Source organism: Marinomonas sp. 63XJN7_9_ISO-PGPR-S23-217, assembly GCF_056173515.1.
The window spans coordinates 1,557,039-1,575,743 of sequence record NZ_CM149678.1 but is presented as its reverse complement, the minus strand read 5'-3'; the positions used below and the strand labels follow the sequence as shown (position 1 = coordinate 1,575,743).

Below are 18,705 nucleotides of genomic sequence, written 5' to 3'. Positions count from 1 at the left end.
CATTTGATCCGATCAAACACCTCTTTTTGAGGTGTTTGATCGGCTGGATGGAATGCTATACTTTCGTAATAAATGACTTAATAACACGATCATTAACATACAATAAAAACAGACCCAAAGACTGAGGCGAACGATGAGTAAGTTGCTGAACTCAACACCAAGACAAGACGGCTTTCGTATGCCGGGCGAGCACGAACCACAGGACCAAGTTTGGCTTGCTTGGCCAATACGGGAAGACAACTGGCGTGAGTCAGGTCAACCCGCTCAAGAAACCTTTACTGCCATCGCTAAAGCCATCGCCCAGGCCACACCCGTTACCGTACTGGCACCAGCGTCACATGTTATTACCGCCCATCAAGCACTAGGAGACGGTGGTATTCGCGTCATTGAAATACCCTATGATGATTGCTGGATGCGCGATACTGGCGCCACATACGTGGTGAATGATCAAGGCGAACGCCGTGGCGTTAGTTGGCATTTCAACGCATGGGGGGGTGATCTGGACGGTTTGTATAAGCCTTGGGATTTGGACGAAGCCATCGCCCCACAAATGGCGGCAATTACAGGTGACGATTACTATCAAGCACCTTTTATTCTCGAAGGCGGTTCCATCCATTGTGATGGTGAAGGCACTGTGTATACCACGGAAGAGTGTCTACTGCACCCCAGTCGCAACCCTAACTTAAGCAAACAAGATATCGAAGCCTATTTAGCCGATTATTTAAATATCGAAAAAGTCATCTGGCTCAAGCAGGGTTTGTTTAACGACGAAACCAATGGACATATTGATAATCTGTTGCATGTGGTACGCCCAGGTGTTGTCACGCTGACGTGGTGCGAAGACGAAAACGACCCTCAATATGCCATTAGCCATGCCGCTTATGAGATATTGAGCCAGAGTAAAGACGCCAAAGGCCGTTCAATAGAAATCATTAAACTGCCGCTGCCTGGCCCGCTCTATATGAGCGAGGTAGAAAGCAAAGGATTAAAGCCCACTTCACACAACGCCATGATGCAAAGCGATGGTATGGCACGCAAAGCTGGAGAGCGTTTGGGGGGATCCTACGCCAACTTTTTAATTACTAACCATGCGATCATCTTTCCTTTATTGGATGAAAATAACGACGCAACAGCCAAACATATTCTAACGAAAGCCTTTCCTGATTATCAGATCATAGGGGTTCCAGCGAGAGAAGTGTTACTTGGAGGGGGTAACATACATTGCATTACACAACAGGTTCCAAGTCGCTTAACGCGCTGATTTAAGGTTATATTTTCGTTTGATCTCGTTAAGAAGTTTGTCAGTTAACCATCAGCAAACTTCTTTTTTTTATTAATAAAATCATCATCATACCTAAGCCATTATTGGCCATTGGAAAAACCCTTCTAAAAAGCTCACCAAATACTACAAAACTTTCCTAGATACCTATTTTCCCTATAACAACCCTGTGCTAATCTCACAAGTGTCATAATGGCATTTATTGCCTGAAATGATGTATTTTGATTAGCCTTTTGCACGAGAGTCACCCAATAAATTGTGTTCTTATGTACTGTGCTCCAAATTAAATTTTTGCGTTAAACGCTTAGGGTAATACCAAATGGATACCACGTTCACCTTATTGACTTTAGGCTGGCAACCTTATTTCCAACAACAGCTGTCATTGGATGACTTAGAGTCGAACCAGATTGCACGTATTTGTTCTTGTCAAACTAACCATTATGAATTGATTAGTGAATCAGGATTGTTCCAGCTTGATCATCATGATGATTTACCTGAAATGGTCATCGGTGATTGGGTTATTACCGACGCAAATGGAAACTTCCTACGTCGCTTGGACCGCAGCTCGTCCTTTGAGGACTGTGTGGCCAATGTCGATACTGTTTTCATTGTGAGTCCGTTAGATCAAGATCTTAACTTGCCTCTTATCAAGCGCTACTTAGAACTCACCCACGAAGCCCAAGCGGATGCGGTGGTGGTTTTGACCAAAGTAGATGCCTGTGACGATGCCAGCGAAAAGCGCGCTCTTATTGAGCAACTTGATCCCTTGCTGATTGTCGAAACGGTGAATGCATTAGATACTGACAGTCTTTCCTGTTTGGCCCCTTCCCTTAAAAAAGGCAAAACCATTGCACTGCTTGGTGGCGAAGGCGCTGGAAAGTCAGCTTTAATCAACACATTAAAATCCGTTAAGAGTGAGACACCAAGTGTCGAGATTGGGTCTTCTAAAGCCCTACAAACTTTACCTCACGGTGCCATTCTTTTGGATACCCAAGGTTTACGTGATCTACAAATCGCGCAATATAACAGCAGTAAAATCGAAAGCTATGCCGATATTCTCGCACTGGCTGAAGAATGCCGCTTTAGCGACTGCCATCACCAAGGTGAGCCAGGCTGCGCTATCGCGAAAGCAATAAAAGAAAATCGACTAGACGAAAGTCGTGTTGCCAACTTTATGCTGATGCTATCCGAAGACAATGATGATGACAGTTTCAGTAAATCGAAACCACAAGGTAAGTTTTACCGTAGTGCACAGTCTGACATCCGTGCTCGAAAACACAGTGCAGCTGAGTAAACGCTAAAGCCACACTGATATCCCTATTATTAAAAATGGCCCTATTGCAGGGCCATTTTTTTTATTGTTTCTGATCCCTTACGCTCTTTTTCCATTCGTTCTCTTTCATCAAACGCCTAAACCTAAAAAAAACGGCACTTAACAGTACCGTTTTTTAAAATATCTCTTTTGAATAACACTCACCCGTGATGCATTTAAACAGTTTACGTAAACTATAAAGCAAGTGCATTGAACCTTTACAACCCCCTCCCAGCCTCCCCCTTAGTAAGGGGGAAGAGCCTTTTACGGCAGCATTTCCAGTTCCCTCCCCTTAGTAAGGGCGAGATGTCTTTTACGGCAGCATTTCCAGTTCCCTCCCCTTAGTAAGGTCGAGATGTCTTTTACGGCAGCATTTCCAGCTCCCTCCCCTTAGTAAGGGGGAGGTGTCTTTTACTGCGGCATTTCCAGTTCCCTCCCCTTATTTAAGGGGAGGGTTAGGGAGGGGTCGAACGTTTATCTTTCGTTTTGTCACGCAAATGCACCACGGGCCACACCCGTAAGCTAATAAGGTTGCTGATTCATCATGGCAATCCAGCGCTTAACATGTTCCTTAAACTCTTTCATTTTCGACTTTGGAATCGACTGCAAAGTCGGAATTTTTGCTGTCATTGGATCAACAGGTTTGCCATTAACGTGCAGTTCATAATGCAAATGGGGGCCCGTTGTTCGTCCGGTATTACCCGACAACGCAATCACTTGACCACGCTTAACATGCTGTCCTTTTTTCACCAATATTTTGCTTAAATGCAAAAAGCGAGTGCTGTAGATACCAATATTATTGATGTCTAAATATTTGCCCGCGTATTTCTGGTAGGCAACTCGTGTCACCACACCATCTCCCGTTGCAAATACCTTTGTTCCAGTAGATGCAGCCAAATCAGTACCGTTATGAGGGGCTAAGCGCCCGGTTATTGGATGACGGCGATGTGGGTTAAATGGTGACGTCACGCGATAGTGAATTTTCGTCGGCCAACGTAAAAGCGCTGGCGTTAAACTATTACCATGCTCATCGTAAAAACGACCATCAGAATACAAGAAAGCACGATAAGTATGACCTTTAACGGTAATTTGCAAGGCTTCCAACTGATCACTGCCCACTGGCTGACCATCAACATCACCTTTTTGCAACACCACATCAAAAGCATCGCCTGCTCGAATGTCCTTTCTAAAGTCAAAACGCCCTTTGAGTAAATCTCGCACAATCACGATATTCGCATCAGAGAGGCCCAATTTCTTGGCAGATAAATAGAAGCTACCATCGATCGTGCCATGTTCTGCTTCTTGAACGTAATTTATCGGCTTGTTGTATTCTTGATAAGTAAAGCCGCCGCCATCATGACGCACATAAGCAATGGTTTTACTCGGGTCTAAGCGACGAGACAAACTCTCTAGCTGACCATCCTTATCCGTTTTAAAGATTAAAGTATCCCCCGGAATTAACGGATCTAATACTAAATACTCTTCATCTGCTTCCAAAATGGCATACATATCTTGACGCGAAAAACCAAGTTTTTGAAAAATACCATCCAGCGTTTCACCCGGCTTAATAACATGCTCAATCGCGTGAGGTACCGCTTTTGGCGTTGCCACTTGTTGCACAGGATCCACACTGTTGTCGTCTGCAGCGGGTTCATTAAATGTCGACGGAGACAACTCTTTACCCGACACATCAATGGGTTTCTCATTGGGTAAGGTATAAGTATTTGGATCAGTGTCTGAGCGAGGCTCAACTAATATTTGATAAACACACATTAGTAAAATAAACACACCTAGGATCACAATAAGCCAAGCTTTTGGTCCCGATGGCATCCAGCCAGAAAGGCGATTTTTAAAAGACATAAAACAAACTCATTAAAACAACAAAAGCGGTTCTATCAAGAACCCTTACAGCTCCCGTATCAAAAGATACGAGTACTAACAATTACTTATAAAAGCAAACCAAGCGAGCAATCATGCAAACATGACGCTCTTTATTAACACGTGCGCCCGCCGATGAAAAAACATTTTTCAGGGACTCAACAACAATTTTCACTTTCTATACCCACACCACTGTCTGTGCCTGCATTCGCAGTTGCCATATCATTTAGTAAGGAAAATACTGGGCTTGGCTATCAAAATAGTGCCGAGAATACGGCATTATTAGCACTAAGGAAATCCCCGAGACAAAAAAACTCCACTGCGATGACTGTATCACGATCAATATCAAAAATAATGCCTTCCGTCTCGTTCAGGCCATCGCTCAAAGCTCAACAAACGCCTGACCAACACTGCCAAGCTCGGTTGCATGCCCTATTATATCGAAAACCAAGCGAGACACTAAAATGATATAAAAGCACTAGGACAAACACCCTGATAGACGCAACAGAATGGAATGATTAAGATGGTGTCTTCACACTAGGGAAGGTACGAACAAAGGACCTACCATAAAACATTTACCTTATTAGGTTTAGGGCATGACACTTTTCTCTTTAACGAGCACACGACACTGTTATTTCGCTAGACGCGATTCGCTACGCTATGAAGAACAAACCCAACTTGTTGAAGAAATCCCGCTAGCAATCAGTATTAATCAGATCACCCATGCGGTGATGATGGTCACCCCTAACCATCTAGACAATTTTGCAATAGGCTTTGCCTTTAGTGAAGGAATCATTAATGGTAAACAGGATGTGAGAGACATTCAGCTCGAGGAAACCACCATAGCACATCTTGGTATCACAGGATTAGCTCTTAACCTGGATATCAGCCCAAGGCAATTTGCCCATTTTAAACAACATAAGCAAGCCCACTTAGGGGCCACAGGCTGTGGACTCTGCGGCAAAGACTCCTTAGAACAAGCTCTGCCGCTACTCGAGCCTTTACCCGCAAGCCAAACCTTACCCACGGACATTCTGAAGACACTAAAAGAGATGCTTTTTGCCCATCAGGATCTAGGCAAAAAAAGTGGTGCCATTCACGCCGCCCTGTTGCTCTCTCCTGAAGGCCATCCCATCATTTGCTTAGAAGATATTGGCCGCCACAATGCCCTAGATAAAATCATTGGCTACGCGCTTACTCACAACATCCCACTTCACAATCACAGTGTATTGATGTCCAGCCGCTGTAGCACAGAATTGATTCAAAAAGCCGTCAGGGCAACACTGTCAAACCTGATTCATCTCGCTTCCCCCAGCACGCTGGCGGTTTCTTTAGCACGACAGTTAGGACTTACCTTGATCCACTTACCCAAAAAAGACGAGCCAAGAATCTTTGCCTCGTCTTTTCATGCAGACCACACAGAGGAACAGGGCCTATCTAAAAACTAGAAAGTGATGGGCCTATTGTGAACAACGACGCGGCATTTCAGTCGCCAAGCTATTGTCTCCAGAGTACGGGGAAGAACAGCACCAGCACAGTGAAGTACTCAAGACGCCCCAGAATCATCGCGGCACTCATCAACCAAGTAGCGACATCACTCAATGGCGCAAAGTTATTACCCAGTTCCGCAAAACCTGGACCCAACACGTTCAAACAGGCTGCTGTCGCACTTAACGCGGCCATAAAACTCAGGCCAGTGAACATCAGAAGAATCGTAAAAATAATGGTGGTCAACGCCGCCAAGCACATAAACGCCATCACCGCATGACGTACCTCTCCGCTGATGGTTCGGCGTTGAAATTTCATGGTAAACACACCATTGGGGTGCACTAAGCGCTTAATTTCTAAGCCTACCGATTTTAGGGCGATGATATTGCGAATCACCTTGTTACCACCTGCCGTTGACCCTGCACAGCCACCAATATACCCCACGAAGATTAACAGTACAGCGGTGACAATAGGCCATTTACTCAAATCCGTTGCGGCAAATCCTGTACTGGTAATAAACGAGATAATATGGAAAAACGAATCCGTCAGAGACTGCCAAAAGCTGTGCTCATTGCCATTGTGATAAAGATAAAGCGACAAAATCACAGAAATCACCAAGATGATGATCAAGAAACTGCGCATCTCTTCATCTTTCCAATAGAGCTTAATGCTATGGGCTAGGTACACACGATAGTGCAAAGCAAAATTTGTCGCGCCAAGGACCATGAAGACATTACAGATCCATAATATCAAATTACTATGAAAGTAACCCATACTGGCGTCGTGGGTTGAGAACCCTCCTGTGGAAACCGTTGAGAAGCTGTGACCAATGGCATCAAACACAGACATGCCAGCTAAGTAGTAACATAGCGCACACAAGGCGGTAATTGTGACATAAACCAACCACAGATAATGGGTGGTATTGGCGACACGCGGTGAGAGTTTATCGTCTTTAATGGGCCCTGGTGTTTCGGCTTTTAACAGTCGCATACCACCGATATTGAGCATCGGCAAAATGGCAACCACAAAAATAACCACGCCTAAGCCACCCATCCACTGTAAAAACTGGCGGTACATCAAAAACGTCTTAGGCATACTATCCAAGCCGGATAAAATAGTTGCCCCTGTTGTAGTCAATCCACTAATAGATTCAAATACCCCATCAGTAAAAGACACATGTGCAATAGTGACAATAGGGATAGCCCCAAGCATCCCCACAGCAACCCAAGTCAGGGTCGCAAACAACATGGCTTCACGATTCGTCACCGATGGTAGAGGGTATTTTTTAAAGCCAATCAGGATAATCAGAGAAACGCCTAATGTGATAGAGGCTGGCAAGGTAAAATTACTCGCCACATGATCCTTAAAAAACATAAAGGACAATTCACCAAAGACTAGCTGAACCAACCCCATCCATAAGCATGGCATGGTGAGTAATCTTAGAACTAATAAAGGGCGAATCATAGGCGCCGACAACTCCTTTCAACCAACACGTAAAACCATACATGAAAACAAGGTGATTACCTTGCTGTAGCGGCGTGTTTCATTGAACACAAGCCTACTCTCCAGATAACAGCGATTCTGTATCCGACATACTTTATTTATTAGCGTCACTGTTGTCTTTTGAACAACCGATCATTCGGAAAGCATTAAGTGTTACATTCGTTGAAAAATGACGCCTGTTCATGCTCCCATAGGAGAGGATTTAGAGTACAAGGTCGACATTTTGCCATAGAGCGAAACTATCCCCTAATGAAATAGTATATTTTTCAACAAAGAAATCTCATCTGCCACCTGTCCTACCAAGGGCGAAGCAATACAAAAAAGCCCAGCATGGCGCCGAGCTTTTTAAACAATCGATATTTGGATGTCGTTCGCTCTGTCCTAAAGGTATGGCACCTTAACAGCAGGACTATGGGTTACACATTCAACAACAGATGCTCTCGCTCCCAAGAGCTAATCACCTTATTAAAGGTTTCAAATTCAGACCGTTTCACTCCAATATAAGCATCAACAAACTTTTGCCCCATGATCTCACAAATTTCTGGGCAATCTTCTAACAGACGCAAAGCTTCTTCTAATGTTCTCGCCAAATCCACCTCACCTGTTTCCTGAGCAGAATTCACACTAGAAGGCTCAGTGGGACGCAACTTCTCTTTTAATCCTAAATAACCACAGGCTAAGCTGGTCGCAATGGCAAGGTACGGGTTGCAATCGGATCCAGGAAAACGGTTCTCAATACGGTAAGCTTCTGGAGCCGACACAGGAATGCGCAAGCCAGCCGTTCTGTCATCTATCCCCCACTTCATATTTACTGGCGCTGCCATATCTGGCGCAAACCGTCGATAAGAATTAACATTTGGAGCGAAGAAACTAATGGCATTCGGGGTGTATTTTTGCAGCCCCCCTAAGTAGCAGTAGAAAGCTTCACTGTATTCACCGTTATCATTAAAGATATTTTTCCCGGTTTTTATATCAATAAGACTTTGATGGATATGCATGGCACTGCCTGGTTCATTTTGCATAGGTTTGGCCATGAAGGTGGCATGTATATCATGCTTAATCGCCGTCTCACGCATGGTGCGTTTAAAGATGAAAACCTGATCAGCCAAATCTAATGGGTCACCGTGCAAAAAGTTGATTTCCATCTGCGCAGCACCCGACTCATGAATCAAGGTATCTACATCCAGATCTTGAGCCTCACAGTAGGCATATAAGGTATCAATCACGGGATTAAATTCATTGACCGCATCAATGCTGTAGGAACGACGAGCCGTTTCGCGACGGCCGGAACGCCCCGCTGCCGGTTTGAGTTCGTAATCAGGGTCATTGTCTTTTTGCACCAGATAAAATTCCATTTCAGGCGCAACAACAGGACGCAATCCTTCTGCTTCGAACAAAGCCAGCACACGCCGTAAAATCGTCCGGCTGGACAGAGGGTGTGGGTTACCTTCGGTATCAAAGCAATCATTGATCAATTGAGCCGTTGGCTCATCCGCCCAAGGCACAATACGCAAGGTATTAGTGTCCGGCACCAGAATCATATCTCGATCACGGGCGTCCACGATATCGTAATGATTGTAAGCCCAATCCCCAGTGACACTTTGAACCAGTACGGTTTCAGGCAACCGGCCTCCTTGTTCAGATAAAAACTTACGAGTCGGATAAAATTTACCTCGCGCATTACCTGTCATATCCGGCAGAGTGGACTCTATTTCTGTAATCGAATGCGTTTTAAGAAAATCCTCTAGGATCCCCATACATCACCTTTTTTGTTTGTGCTAATAAAGTTAACCAGTACCTTGTTTGATATTGTCCCTTTTAAGCAAAAATACCACTAAAAAATGATCAACGCATTGTTCTTTCTACGTTAGGATAGCTTACTATCTTTAAGAGACGCTTATCGAGGAGGCTCTTTTCATGAAAAATCAAGGCTTTGAAGCATCGTACTACGCCAATACGGCCAATCAGAATATACGTTTTCCCAGCTTAGAGGGGGACCAGGAAACGGATGTTTGCATCATTGGTGGTGGGTACACTGGCTTGTCTGCAGCCTTGCATTTATCGGAAAAAGGTTACCGAGTCACCTTACTCGAAGCTCATCGCATTGGCTCTGGAGCATCCGGACGCAATGGTGGTCAATTATGCCAAGGCCATAATATGAGCCATGCTGCATTAAGCCAAAAAGTCGGCAAGCACCACGCAGATTTACTATGGGACATGTCTGTCGAATCCGTCGAGTTAGTGAAGCATTTGATTCATCAACATCAAATTGACTGTGATTTAAAACCAGGGGTGCTGCATGTCGCCGCCAAAGCCTCTCATGTGGAAGACATACAACAGGCCGTCGACTACAAAAGAAACACCCTTGGTTATCAAAAAGTGCATTACCTCACCAAGCATGATGTTTCCGCCGCCCTTGGTACGTCCCATTTTCATGGTGGCGAATTGTATGAAGATGGCGCTCATATCCATCCCTATAACTTTTCCCTTGGGCTTGCTAAAGCCGCCCAAGAAAGCGGCGCGCAATTGTTCGAGATGTCCGAGGTGATTCACTATCAAGGCGGAAACCAGCCCAGCATACAAACCCCAAGAGGCACAGTAAAAGCCAGCTACTTACTGTTTGCTTGTAATGGCTACCTTGGCAAACTTCACCCTCAAGCGGCGAAAAAAATCATGCCGATCAATAACTTTATTCTGGCAACCGAGCCGCTTCCAGAAGCCGTTTATAATAGAATTAACCCTCAGGATTATGCCATTGCCGACTCCAAGTTTGTGGTGAATTATTTTCGACTGTCAGCGGATAAAAGACTGCTGTGGGGAGGCGGAGAGAACTATCGCTCACGCTTTCCGAAGGATATTGCCAGCTTTGTCAAAAAACACATGCTCGAAGTATATCCTGAATTAACCAACACCAAGATTGACTTTAGTTGGGGAGGCACACTGGCCATTACCTTAAATCGAATGCCCTATTTAGCCCACCAAGAGAAAAACGTGTTTATCGCCCAAGGCTATTCTGGTCACGGTGTCGCTCTGGCCACACTCACAGGCAAGTTAATGGCCGAAGCCGTTAGTGGCACTGCCGAGCGGTTTGACGTGTTCTCAAGCGTCCCTTGCGCCAATTTTCCTGGTGGCACCCTGCTACGCTGGCCAGGACAGGTTGCTGGCATGCTTTACTACTCATTAAGAGATCGCTTTTTCTAACTTAGCCGATTTGTTTTGGCCCTTTTTAGGAGACGATGATGAGACTGATTCATCGTCACTTTTTTGTAAGCGCTCTCAAAAAAGAGGGATTTAATAGCCTGCAAATCGAACACACCGTGTTAAAAACAGCACATTCTTTATTTTTTCTCATTTCATTTTTTTATATTTCAGCCTGACTAGAAGACAAAAAAAGTCGATTTAGCCCTGTTTTATAGCAGAAAAATAGAGAATATGGTGCGAATATCAACTATCCTATTTTTAGGATTTTGTATCCCACTTTTTGCCATTGATCTTCACTGACCATCTCCTTACTCTTGCCGCTCTTTCCCCATCTTCCCAATTAGTTAAACCTTTAGTGTTGTGAGTAAATAGAATCAATGACCGATACAGAAAAACACATCATGAACAAGAAAACGACGGTCGTGGTACTGGCTATTACCACCGTCATCGCTTGTATCGCCGCCTATATTTGGTGGTCAAAAATAGGACAGTTTCATGAGTCAACAGAAGACGCTTACGTTGCCGGTAATGTGGTTAATGTCATGTCGCAAGTCTCTGGTACCGTAACAGACATCATGGCGGAAAATACCAGCTTGGTTAAGCAATCTGACCTGCTCGTTAAAATAAACCCCGTTGATGCCCAGTTAGCGCTTCAAGAAGCGCAGGCGAATCTTGCCAGTACCATTCGCGCAGTTCGCAACAGCTTTGCCGCTTTAGAAGAACAAAAAGCCAATGTCGAACTCGCGAAAGTCGCTCTGGATAAGGCAGACAGTGATTACCAACGGCGGGTTAAACTGAGAAAAAACAATCTCATTTCGAGTGAAGATCTAAGCCACTATAAAAGCACCTATATCAGCGCGAAAGCCTCATACGACGTTGCTCAAAAAGCCTACGATGCCATCAAAACCAAAGTGGATCACACAACCGTACTTACTCACCCAGATGTTCTAAAAGCCGAGTCCGCGTTAAAAAGCGCTTGGCTTGCTTTGCACAGAACCACCATTGTCGCACCAGTAAGCGGCTATGTTGCACAACGTAGTGTGCAAGTTGGACAGCATGTCTCTGCAGGCAGTACCTTAATGTCGATCGTGCCGTTAAATCATGTGTGGGTCGTAGCAAATTTTAAAGAAACGCAAATAGGAAATATTCGTGCCGGACAACCTGTTAGTTTAACCTCCGATGTTTACGGTTCATCAGTCATTTACCATGGTACGGTACAAGGGATCATTCCAGGAACAGGCAGCGCCTTTTCATTATTGCCAGCCACTAACGCAACAGGCAACTGGATCAAAGTGGTACAACGTGTTCCGGTACGCATTGCCCTCAAGCCACAAGAACTCATTGATCACCCTCTTAGACCCGGTCTCTCCATGAATGTGACGGTCAACACACAGAATGCAGGTAAAGCGGAATTAACCACCGTAGCAACACCTCCGACACCTTGGCGAACCGATGTATTCGACGATGGGGATAAAGGCGCCAATGCGCTTATTCAAAAGATCATTAAAGAAAACATGTAACCACTATGATCCAACGCATTAGCCAACATAAATACGTTCCTGCGCCGTCGCACAATTTTTTGATGCTGGCGACCATCTTCTTACTGATGCTGCTAAACTTCCTGCAAACAGGGATGATCGCCTTCGCGGCGGCCCCCTTAATGGGGGAGTTAGGCGTCTCACCACAGGAATACAGTTTAACGACGGCGGCATACGCTTGTGTCGCTGTTGTCACCATCTCGAAGCAGCGCTGGTTAATCGAGCGAATGGGCTGGAAATACTATATTCTAGCCTCGCTATTTATCTTTTTTATCGGCTGCTTAATCTGCTTTTATGGCAATAATTTCACGGTCTTTTTGATCGGTCACGTGGTGATGGGGTTTGGCGGCGCGGCTTTTATGGCGGGTGCACGGGTTATTATCACCTTGTTTCCACCAAGTCCACTTCGACTCACGGGCATCAAAACCTATGCTTACGGTCTCACCATCAGCTCTGCTCTGGCACCGTTTTTAGTGGCAAACTTGTTTTTAGATGCCTCTTGGCAATATCTGTTTGCTATCTTAATGGTCTTCACTGTTCTCGCTGCCATCACTGCAGCGTTTTGTTTGCCAGGCATTCCAACCAAGAAAGAGCTACGCTCCCAATCCCACCCCTATCTCGTCATGGCATTAACAGCGGGCTCCTTTTTAATACTTTACGCACTGCGTTATGGCAGCTATGAGTTCTACAGCAATACCGTCTTAGTCAGCATCATTTTATTGCTCGGATTAACCAGTATTTATTACTTTATTCGCAGTACCATTCGTCACCATCACGCCAGACCGCTGTTGTCGATAAAGCAACTTTTCGAAAGCAAAATCTACCGCTCCGGCGTACTGGTGTTTTTTACCTGCTATTTGATCATGGGGTCGAATAACTACCTACTGCCACAGATATTGCAAAAAGGGCTAGGCTTTAGTTGGAGTACAGTGGGGAACTGGTATGCATTAGGTTTAGTGTCTGCCATTCTTGGGGTATGGGTTCACATGAAGGTGTTTCCAAAAAGACCCAATGGGAAAAAGTTTTTCATGTTTGGCTTTTTTTGTTTAGGTTGTTATGGCTATATCATGTCGCACTTGACACCAAGCTCAAACATGCAAACGCAGATTTTGCCCGCCATTGCTTTCTTTGGTTTTTTTACTGTGTTTTTGCAAGGTACCGCAGCGGCAAAATCTTTTAAGGAGCTTGAACACGATGAAACCGCTTTTTCCCATGCTCAGCAGCTAAAAAATATGATTTCTCAGATCGGCATGTCAATGGGCACCGCATTCGCAAGTATTGGCTTACAGTGGCGTACCACGATTCACTACAACGCACTAAACGAGCATGTGGCAGCAAACAATCCCATTTACCAAAGTACCCTGCACCAAGTAGCAAATGCCTATGGACAAGTCAGCCAAGTCGTCGCCAATAAAATGGCCTTTGCCTGGATTGCTCAACATGTGAAGCAAAATGCCGTGCTATTAGCGGGGATCGATTATTACTCTCTGTTATTTATTGTTGCTATTATCGGCTTTATTATCATGGCGTTGCAAAGTCGCCTTAACTAACAAGCAATCACGTCGACTCACAAACACCGCCTTAGCAGACTGGAGAGACTAAGTACCAATGGATTTTAACGATCTCTACTATTTTTATCTGACGGCCGATAATGGCGGCTATACTGCTGCAGAAAGGGCATCTGGAATTACTAAATCCCTACTTAGTCGACGGGTGGCTAAGCTTGAAGAAAAAGTTGGGGTGCAATTAATCCAACGTAACAGCCGGCAATTTTCACTCACCGAAGCCGGCCGGCAGCTTTACGAAGGGGCCATAAATATGGTCGCGGAAGGGCAATCCGCTTATGACTCGGTTGCTTTATTACAGTCGGTGCCCTCAGGATTGGTACGAGTCAGTTGCCCAACCGTTTTGGCTCAACACCATATTTCCTTGTTACTGCCTGACTTCATGCGACAATATCCAAAGGTCACCGTCTCTCTTGATGCGACAGACAGAGATGTACAAGTCATCGAAGAGAGGGTCGATATTGCGTTGCGTTCTAGAAAGTCCTTAGATTGCGAGCCGGGGTTAGTGGCCAAGCCACTGGCAAGCAGCAAAATGATTCTTGTGGCGAGCCCAGACTTTATCAGCACTCACGGTAATCCAACCCACCCAGATCAGCTATCCCATATGCCAACATTGAGCGAACAGCTCAATAAACTAGAAAGTCAGGAACATAAGTGGGAGCTATTTGGCCCAGATGGCGCCCCTTGCATCGTCAAACATCACCCTAGGCTCTTTTGCTTAAACCGTTGGATTCAATTGGAAAGTGCAGTGCAAGGGATTGGCGTTGCCCTTATTCCTGCACCAGTTGCGTCCCCCAGTATTGAAACTGGGCAGTTGATTCAATTACTGCCAGAATGGACTTCCAAAGCTCATACCGTGCATGCCGTTTTCTCTAAACGAAAAGGCATGAACCCCGCAACACGAGTCTTTCTTGATTATCTGATTCTGCATATTCCTGAGGTACTCAAAGACCCCCCTTTCAGGACGGGACAAAGTCGATATCGAGTAGGGTGAGGCGTTGCCGCCTCATCCCTCTCACAGAACCGTACGTACGGGCCTCGTATACGGCTCATGTAAACGTCCATTCAGCATGTTCACTGAACACATACCCCGCCTTCACTTTTTCAAGATTTACCAACTCCAGCTCTTCGAACCAGCTGTTTGGCATCGCTTGACTGGCTAATGGACTCGCTGCATTTCTCCAACTGGTCATCGATATGTACTTAAACGGCGGCTTGTAGCCCAGTTGCTTGAGCCTTCGGTGCAGCCGTTTAGGCTTCTTCCATAATTTTAGTTGTATACTGCGCAGTCGTCTCCTTAGCCATTGGGCAATTTTCTTGAATTCACCACTCGCATTGGCAATCCTGAAGTACTGACTAAACCCTCTTAATAGCGGGTTCAGCTGTTTGATAACCTCATTCAACGGTTTTCCACCATTGCGTTTGGTCAACTGCTTAAGCCTTTGTTTGAACAAGCACAGTTTCTTGGTTTGGATTCGGGTATATCGGTTTCCGATCTCCACGCCTAAAAACTTCACCCCCTCACGACTGTGCGTAAGGTGGGTCTTTTCTTCGTTCACTTTGAGCTTGAGCTGTTTCTCCAAGATTATCGCCGCCTGTACTCGTGCATTCTCTGCACCCGCTCGGCTACGACACAGAATCAGGATGTCATCCGCATAGCGTACGATTCGATGACCTCGTTGACGCATTTGTTGGTCAAATTCGTCCAAGTACACGTTCGCTATCAAGGGGCTGATCACCCCTCCTTGCGGACTACCTTGCTCTGTTTCCTGCCAATCCGTACCAACCATTACGCCACTTTTTAAGAACTGTTCTATCAGCTTCAACACACTGCCGTCTGCGATTCGTTTTCTCAGGCTTTTTAAAATTAAGCCATGATCCAGACGATCAAAGCACTTTGATAGATCCATATCCACCACATGGTTTAAACCGTAACGGCGCATAAACATCGTGGCTTTGTTGATCGCATCGTGACAGCTTCGTTTTGGTCGATAACCAAAACTCGAGGGATGGAACTGTTCTTCAAAGATGGGCGTAAGGACATCGGTTAGGGTTTGTTGAACGACTCGATCCCGAACCGTCGGGATCCCTAGCAATCGCACTCCTCCGTCCGCTTTGGGGATCTCTACCCGTCTGACTGGTTGGGGGTGATATTGCTTGGTTTTCAGTTCAAGAAGAAGTTGATCCAGTTCATCACTCAACTTCGAGGCGAAGTCACTCAGGCTCTGCTTATCTATGCCTGCCGCGCCTTTTGCTTTCCACACCTTTTTGAAGCCTTTGTACAGTCTCTCCTTGCTCAGCAAGTGACCATACACGCTGTAATAAACTCGACGCTTCTTCTCTTGGGTTGTGCGCTGCGTGGGGGCTAAATGTTTCTTGTTCATGTCGGTCTATTTCGTTCTGAGGTTTAGCCTTCTAGCTCAATGGCAATTTACTAAACGGTATCAGATCTACTCCCTCGTACGGTTTCCAACTCCAGTTTTCTGCTTCCACAGATCACCACGCAGGAAGACCCCAATGATTCATCAGTTCGTGTACCACTAAAAAAAAACATCTGCTCATCACAGACTTAACCTTTACTTCCCCCTTCGCAATCAATTAAAGCTTTTGGCTAAAATTAACCCTATCAGACATATTGCTGATAGTCGGCTTGGTTTTATCCTCCACACCATTACTGGCTTTCTCAGGCCTAGCCTTACTCACTACTACGGGTTCATCTGCCACCTCACACCAACACACGCCTTAGCTCACACCTCGAACGCACGCTTCCAGTTCAAGACAGGATTCGATGCCAGGCTTCCCCAGTTACTGCACTGACCCCCTGTTAACAATGCCACCCTCAAACACAGCCTAGGTCTGACTGAGTATCGGACTTTGCGCTATTTTGCACGCTTACCCACCTAAACTGCCGAAGCAGGTTCACTTGCGTTGTGTACTGTTAACTTCCTATCGCTTCCTTCAAACCCTGCCGTTGGCCAGCAACGCCCTTGCGATTCGGATTCTCTTCCCCCCAGTCGGGGTGAGACAGGTTTCTTTCAACCTGATGGGTTTGCCAGCTTCGCTGGGCAAACAAAAAAGCAAACAGGGCCACTGCTTGCTTTTTTGTTTAACGATGAAATGCAATATCAATTCAGCTTCACACACCATTCAGAGGTTGGTTGCCAAAGCGACGTCTAATTAGAAAGGATACGCCGTTGCTTGTTCTTTCACTGTCATCCATTGCCAATGAGTATAGGTATCCCAATCTGATGGACCACCGACCGCATTGCCATTACCTGAATTACCACAACCACCAAATGGGTTGATGCATTCGTCGTTTACTGTCTGGTCATTAATATGCAACAAGCCGACATGCAATTGACTAGCAATTTTTTGCGCTCGACTAACATTGGCACTGATGACCGCACCGGACAATCCGTACTCAGTATTATTAGCCAACTCAATAGCTTCTTCGTCGGTACTGAAGGTGACAATATTCGCCACAGGGCCAAAAATTTCTTCTTCAAAAGAACGCATGCCTGGTTTCACCCCCGACAGGACCGTCGGTGAGTAGAACAATCCCTCATAAGTTCCCCCTACTTCAAGCGTTGCACCAGCTGCAACAGTATCTTTTATAATACTGTCCACTTTCTTCAATTGCGTTTCATTGATTAACGGCCCAAGTGCGACCTGTTTAGTGGTAGGATTCCCTACTGGCAAGTGTTGCGCTTTTTCAACAATCTTCGCCGTCAATGCTTTTGCGACACTCTCTTGAACTAAAATACGACCTGATGCCATACAAATCTGGCCTTGGTGGAAATAGGCTCCCCATGCAATGTTGCTGGCAGCCACATCTAAGTCCGCATCTTCTAGTACAATCAGCGAGCTCTTACCCCCTAACTCTAAAGACACTTTTTTAAGATTTCGGCCACAGGCTTCACCCACCTTGCGACCCGCAGCCGTTGAACCTGTGAAGGCCACCATACCGATTTCTGGCGCATTACAAACGGCTTCGCCCGCTTCTACAGCACCAGGTAGCACCTGATACAAACCTTTTGGTAAGCCCGCAGCTTCAAAGGCCAACGCCAATAAGAAACCACCAGTAACGGGCGTTTGAGGATCAGGTTTCGTGACGATTGCATTGCCCGTTGCTAACGCTGGAGCGATAGAACGAATCGATAAAATAAGCGGAAAATTAAAGGGGGAAATAACCCCAATAACGCCATGGGGTATGCGTTTTGCTATGGAAGTACGACCCGCCGTAGTCGGTAGAGTCAAACCATTTGGTTCGAGCACCATGTGCGCAGCTAAACGCAAAATGGTTGAGGATTCACGAACCTCATGCTGACCTTTTTGAAAAATCCCACCCGTTTCGCGGGCGATATACATGGCAAATTCTTCAGCATGCTCATCAAAATAGTCCGCCGCACGATAAAATATGGCGGATCTCTCTCTTGGCGACATATCCAACCATGTTTTTTGAGCCGCCGCCGCGTCCTTAGCAGCACGATAAATATCGTCAGCAGTGGCTAGCACAATACTGGAAAGAGAATCACCTGTGGCAGGCTCAATGACAGAAACACTGTTACCGGAGGCCTCGACCCAATCACCATTAAAAAAAGCATTATTCCAAGGCTTTGACTGTAAAACATCGGTACTCATAATCTTACCTTCTTTCAATTTATTATTGTTATCTACCCAGTATGCATACAACTGAGCATGGATAGTCGTTTTTCTTTCCCTCGGCGCCGTCCTAGCATTATATAGTTTTATTTATAAACAGTTTTAGAATCAACTTTTTTTATAGCAAAGTACAATATAAATTATCTATTACCATAACGTCCTCATCGACTAATCAACTGATTGCCACCGAGCAGTCACTGTGCCGCCGCCGTCACTTATTTAAGTCACTAGTGTTCAGCTATCTATCAAGAAATCATAAAAAATAAGATCTAATGCTAT

General features: G+C 45.4%; 12 protein-coding genes. 7 read left to right on the top strand and 5 right to left on the bottom strand.

The features are described 5' to 3' along the window. The first annotated feature begins 133 nt into the window (after window positions 1-133). Both aguA and rsgA read left to right on the top strand, forming a co-directional pair. Complete coding sequence (gene aguA / locus AC0VYI_RS07290; protein WP_475448312.1) at window positions 134-1,261, top strand: agmatine deiminase; 1,128 nt, start codon at window positions 134-136, stop codon at window positions 1,259-1,261. 337 nt (window positions 1,262-1,598) lie between these two features. Then, entirely contained in the window at window positions 1,599-2,573 is a 975-nt protein-coding gene (gene rsgA / locus AC0VYI_RS07285; RefSeq protein ID WP_199476129.1) for a GTPase RsgA, read from the top strand. A gap of 540 nt (window positions 2,574-3,113) precedes the next feature. On the opposite strand, the gene AC0VYI_RS07280 is transcribed toward rsgA, so the two are convergent. Next, a complete protein-coding gene (locus AC0VYI_RS07280) occupies window positions 3,114-4,451 on the bottom strand; it encodes a peptidoglycan DD-metalloendopeptidase family protein (RefSeq protein ID WP_475448309.1) in 1,338 nt (445 codons plus the stop codon). Between the two features lie 614 nt (window positions 4,452-5,065). Between AC0VYI_RS07280 and fdhD the strand changes: the two genes are divergently transcribed. Further along, entirely contained in the window at window positions 5,066-5,917 is an 852-nt protein-coding gene (gene fdhD / locus AC0VYI_RS07275) for a formate dehydrogenase accessory sulfurtransferase FdhD (protein WP_475448307.1), read from the top strand. 49 nt (window positions 5,918-5,966) lie between these two features. Here fdhD and AC0VYI_RS07270 read toward each other — a convergent pair whose 3' ends face one another. Both AC0VYI_RS07270 and AC0VYI_RS07265 read right to left on the bottom strand, forming a co-directional pair. Further along, a complete protein-coding gene (locus tag AC0VYI_RS07270; protein ID WP_199476127.1) occupies window positions 5,967-7,421 on the bottom strand; it encodes a TrkH family potassium uptake protein in 1,455 nt (484 codons plus the stop codon). A 455-nt stretch (window positions 7,422-7,876) separates the two neighbouring features. Continuing rightward, entirely contained in the window at window positions 7,877-9,217 is a 1,341-nt protein-coding gene (locus AC0VYI_RS07265; RefSeq protein ID WP_199476126.1) for a glutamine synthetase family protein, read from the bottom strand. Between the two features lie 160 nt (window positions 9,218-9,377). Here AC0VYI_RS07265 and AC0VYI_RS07260 point away from each other — a divergent pair, with 160 nt between their 5' ends. From AC0VYI_RS07260 to AC0VYI_RS07245, 4 genes are all read left to right on the top strand, one after another. Then, the gene (locus tag AC0VYI_RS07260) at window positions 9,378-10,661 is read left to right on the top strand and encodes an NAD(P)/FAD-dependent oxidoreductase (protein WP_199476125.1); all 1,284 of its coding nucleotides are present in this window, start codon (window positions 9,378-9,380) and stop codon (window positions 10,659-10,661) included. Window positions 10,662-11,062: 401 nt separating this feature from the next. Further along, window positions 11,063-12,181 carry an HlyD/EmrA/EmrK family protein gene (locus tag AC0VYI_RS07255; RefSeq protein ID WP_233407723.1) on the top strand — a complete coding sequence of 373 codons (1,119 nt, stop codon included), beginning with the start codon at window positions 11,063-11,065 and terminating at the stop codon, window positions 12,179-12,181. A gap of 5 nt (window positions 12,182-12,186) precedes the next feature. Next, complete coding sequence (locus AC0VYI_RS07250) at window positions 12,187-13,749, top strand: MFS transporter (protein WP_475448303.1); 1,563 nt, start codon at window positions 12,187-12,189, stop codon at window positions 13,747-13,749. A gap of 58 nt (window positions 13,750-13,807) precedes the next feature. Beyond that, a complete protein-coding gene (locus AC0VYI_RS07245) occupies window positions 13,808-14,758 on the top strand; it encodes a LysR substrate-binding domain-containing protein (protein WP_475448301.1) in 951 nt (316 codons plus the stop codon). 55 nt (window positions 14,759-14,813) lie between these two features. Here the strand turns inward: AC0VYI_RS07245 and ltrA are convergent, their stop codons facing one another. Beyond that, complete coding sequence (gene ltrA, locus AC0VYI_RS07240) at window positions 14,814-16,148, bottom strand: group II intron reverse transcriptase/maturase (RefSeq protein ID WP_475447253.1); 1,335 nt, start codon at window positions 16,146-16,148, stop codon at window positions 14,814-14,816. A 793-nt stretch (window positions 16,149-16,941) separates the two neighbouring features. Further along, window positions 16,942-18,405 carry a benzaldehyde dehydrogenase gene (locus AC0VYI_RS07235; protein WP_475448299.1) on the bottom strand — a complete coding sequence of 488 codons (1,464 nt, stop codon included), beginning with the start codon at window positions 18,403-18,405 and terminating at the stop codon, window positions 16,942-16,944. Window positions 18,406-18,705 lie beyond the last annotated feature (300 nt).

Bases quoted from the DNA above. Each gene is read 5' to 3' on its own strand.
- AC0VYI_RS07250 (WP_475448303.1), top strand. From the start codon at position 12,187: ATGATCCAACGCATTAGCCAACATAAATACGTTCCTGCGCCGTCGCAC.
- AC0VYI_RS07245 (WP_475448301.1), top strand. From the start codon at position 13,808: ATGGATTTTAACGATCTCTACTATTTTTATCTGACGGCCGATAATGGC.
- aguA (WP_475448312.1), top strand. From the start codon at position 134: ATGAGTAAGTTGCTGAACTCAACACCAAGACAAGACGGCTTTCGTATG.
- rsgA (WP_199476129.1), top strand. From the start codon at position 1,599: ATGGATACCACGTTCACCTTATTGACTTTAGGCTGGCAACCTTATTTC.
- AC0VYI_RS07280 (WP_475448309.1), bottom strand. From the start codon at position 4,451: ATGTCTTTTAAAAATCGCCTTTCTGGCTGGATGCCATCGGGACCAAAA.
- AC0VYI_RS07255 (WP_233407723.1), top strand. From the start codon at position 11,063: ATGAACAAGAAAACGACGGTCGTGGTACTGGCTATTACCACCGTCATC.
- ltrA (WP_475447253.1), bottom strand. From the start codon at position 16,148: ATGAACAAGAAACATTTAGCCCCCACGCAGCGCACAACCCAAGAGAAG.
- AC0VYI_RS07265 (WP_199476126.1), bottom strand. From the start codon at position 9,217: ATGGGGATCCTAGAGGATTTTCTTAAAACGCATTCGATTACAGAAATA.
- AC0VYI_RS07235 (WP_475448299.1), bottom strand. From the start codon at position 18,405: ATGAGTACCGATGTTTTACAGTCAAAGCCTTGGAATAATGCTTTTTTT.
- AC0VYI_RS07260 (WP_199476125.1), top strand. From the start codon at position 9,378: ATGAAAAATCAAGGCTTTGAAGCATCGTACTACGCCAATACGGCCAAT.
- fdhD (WP_475448307.1), top strand. From the start codon at position 5,066: ATGACACTTTTCTCTTTAACGAGCACACGACACTGTTATTTCGCTAGA.
- AC0VYI_RS07270 (WP_199476127.1), bottom strand. From the start codon at position 7,421: ATGATTCGCCCTTTATTAGTTCTAAGATTACTCACCATGCCATGCTTA.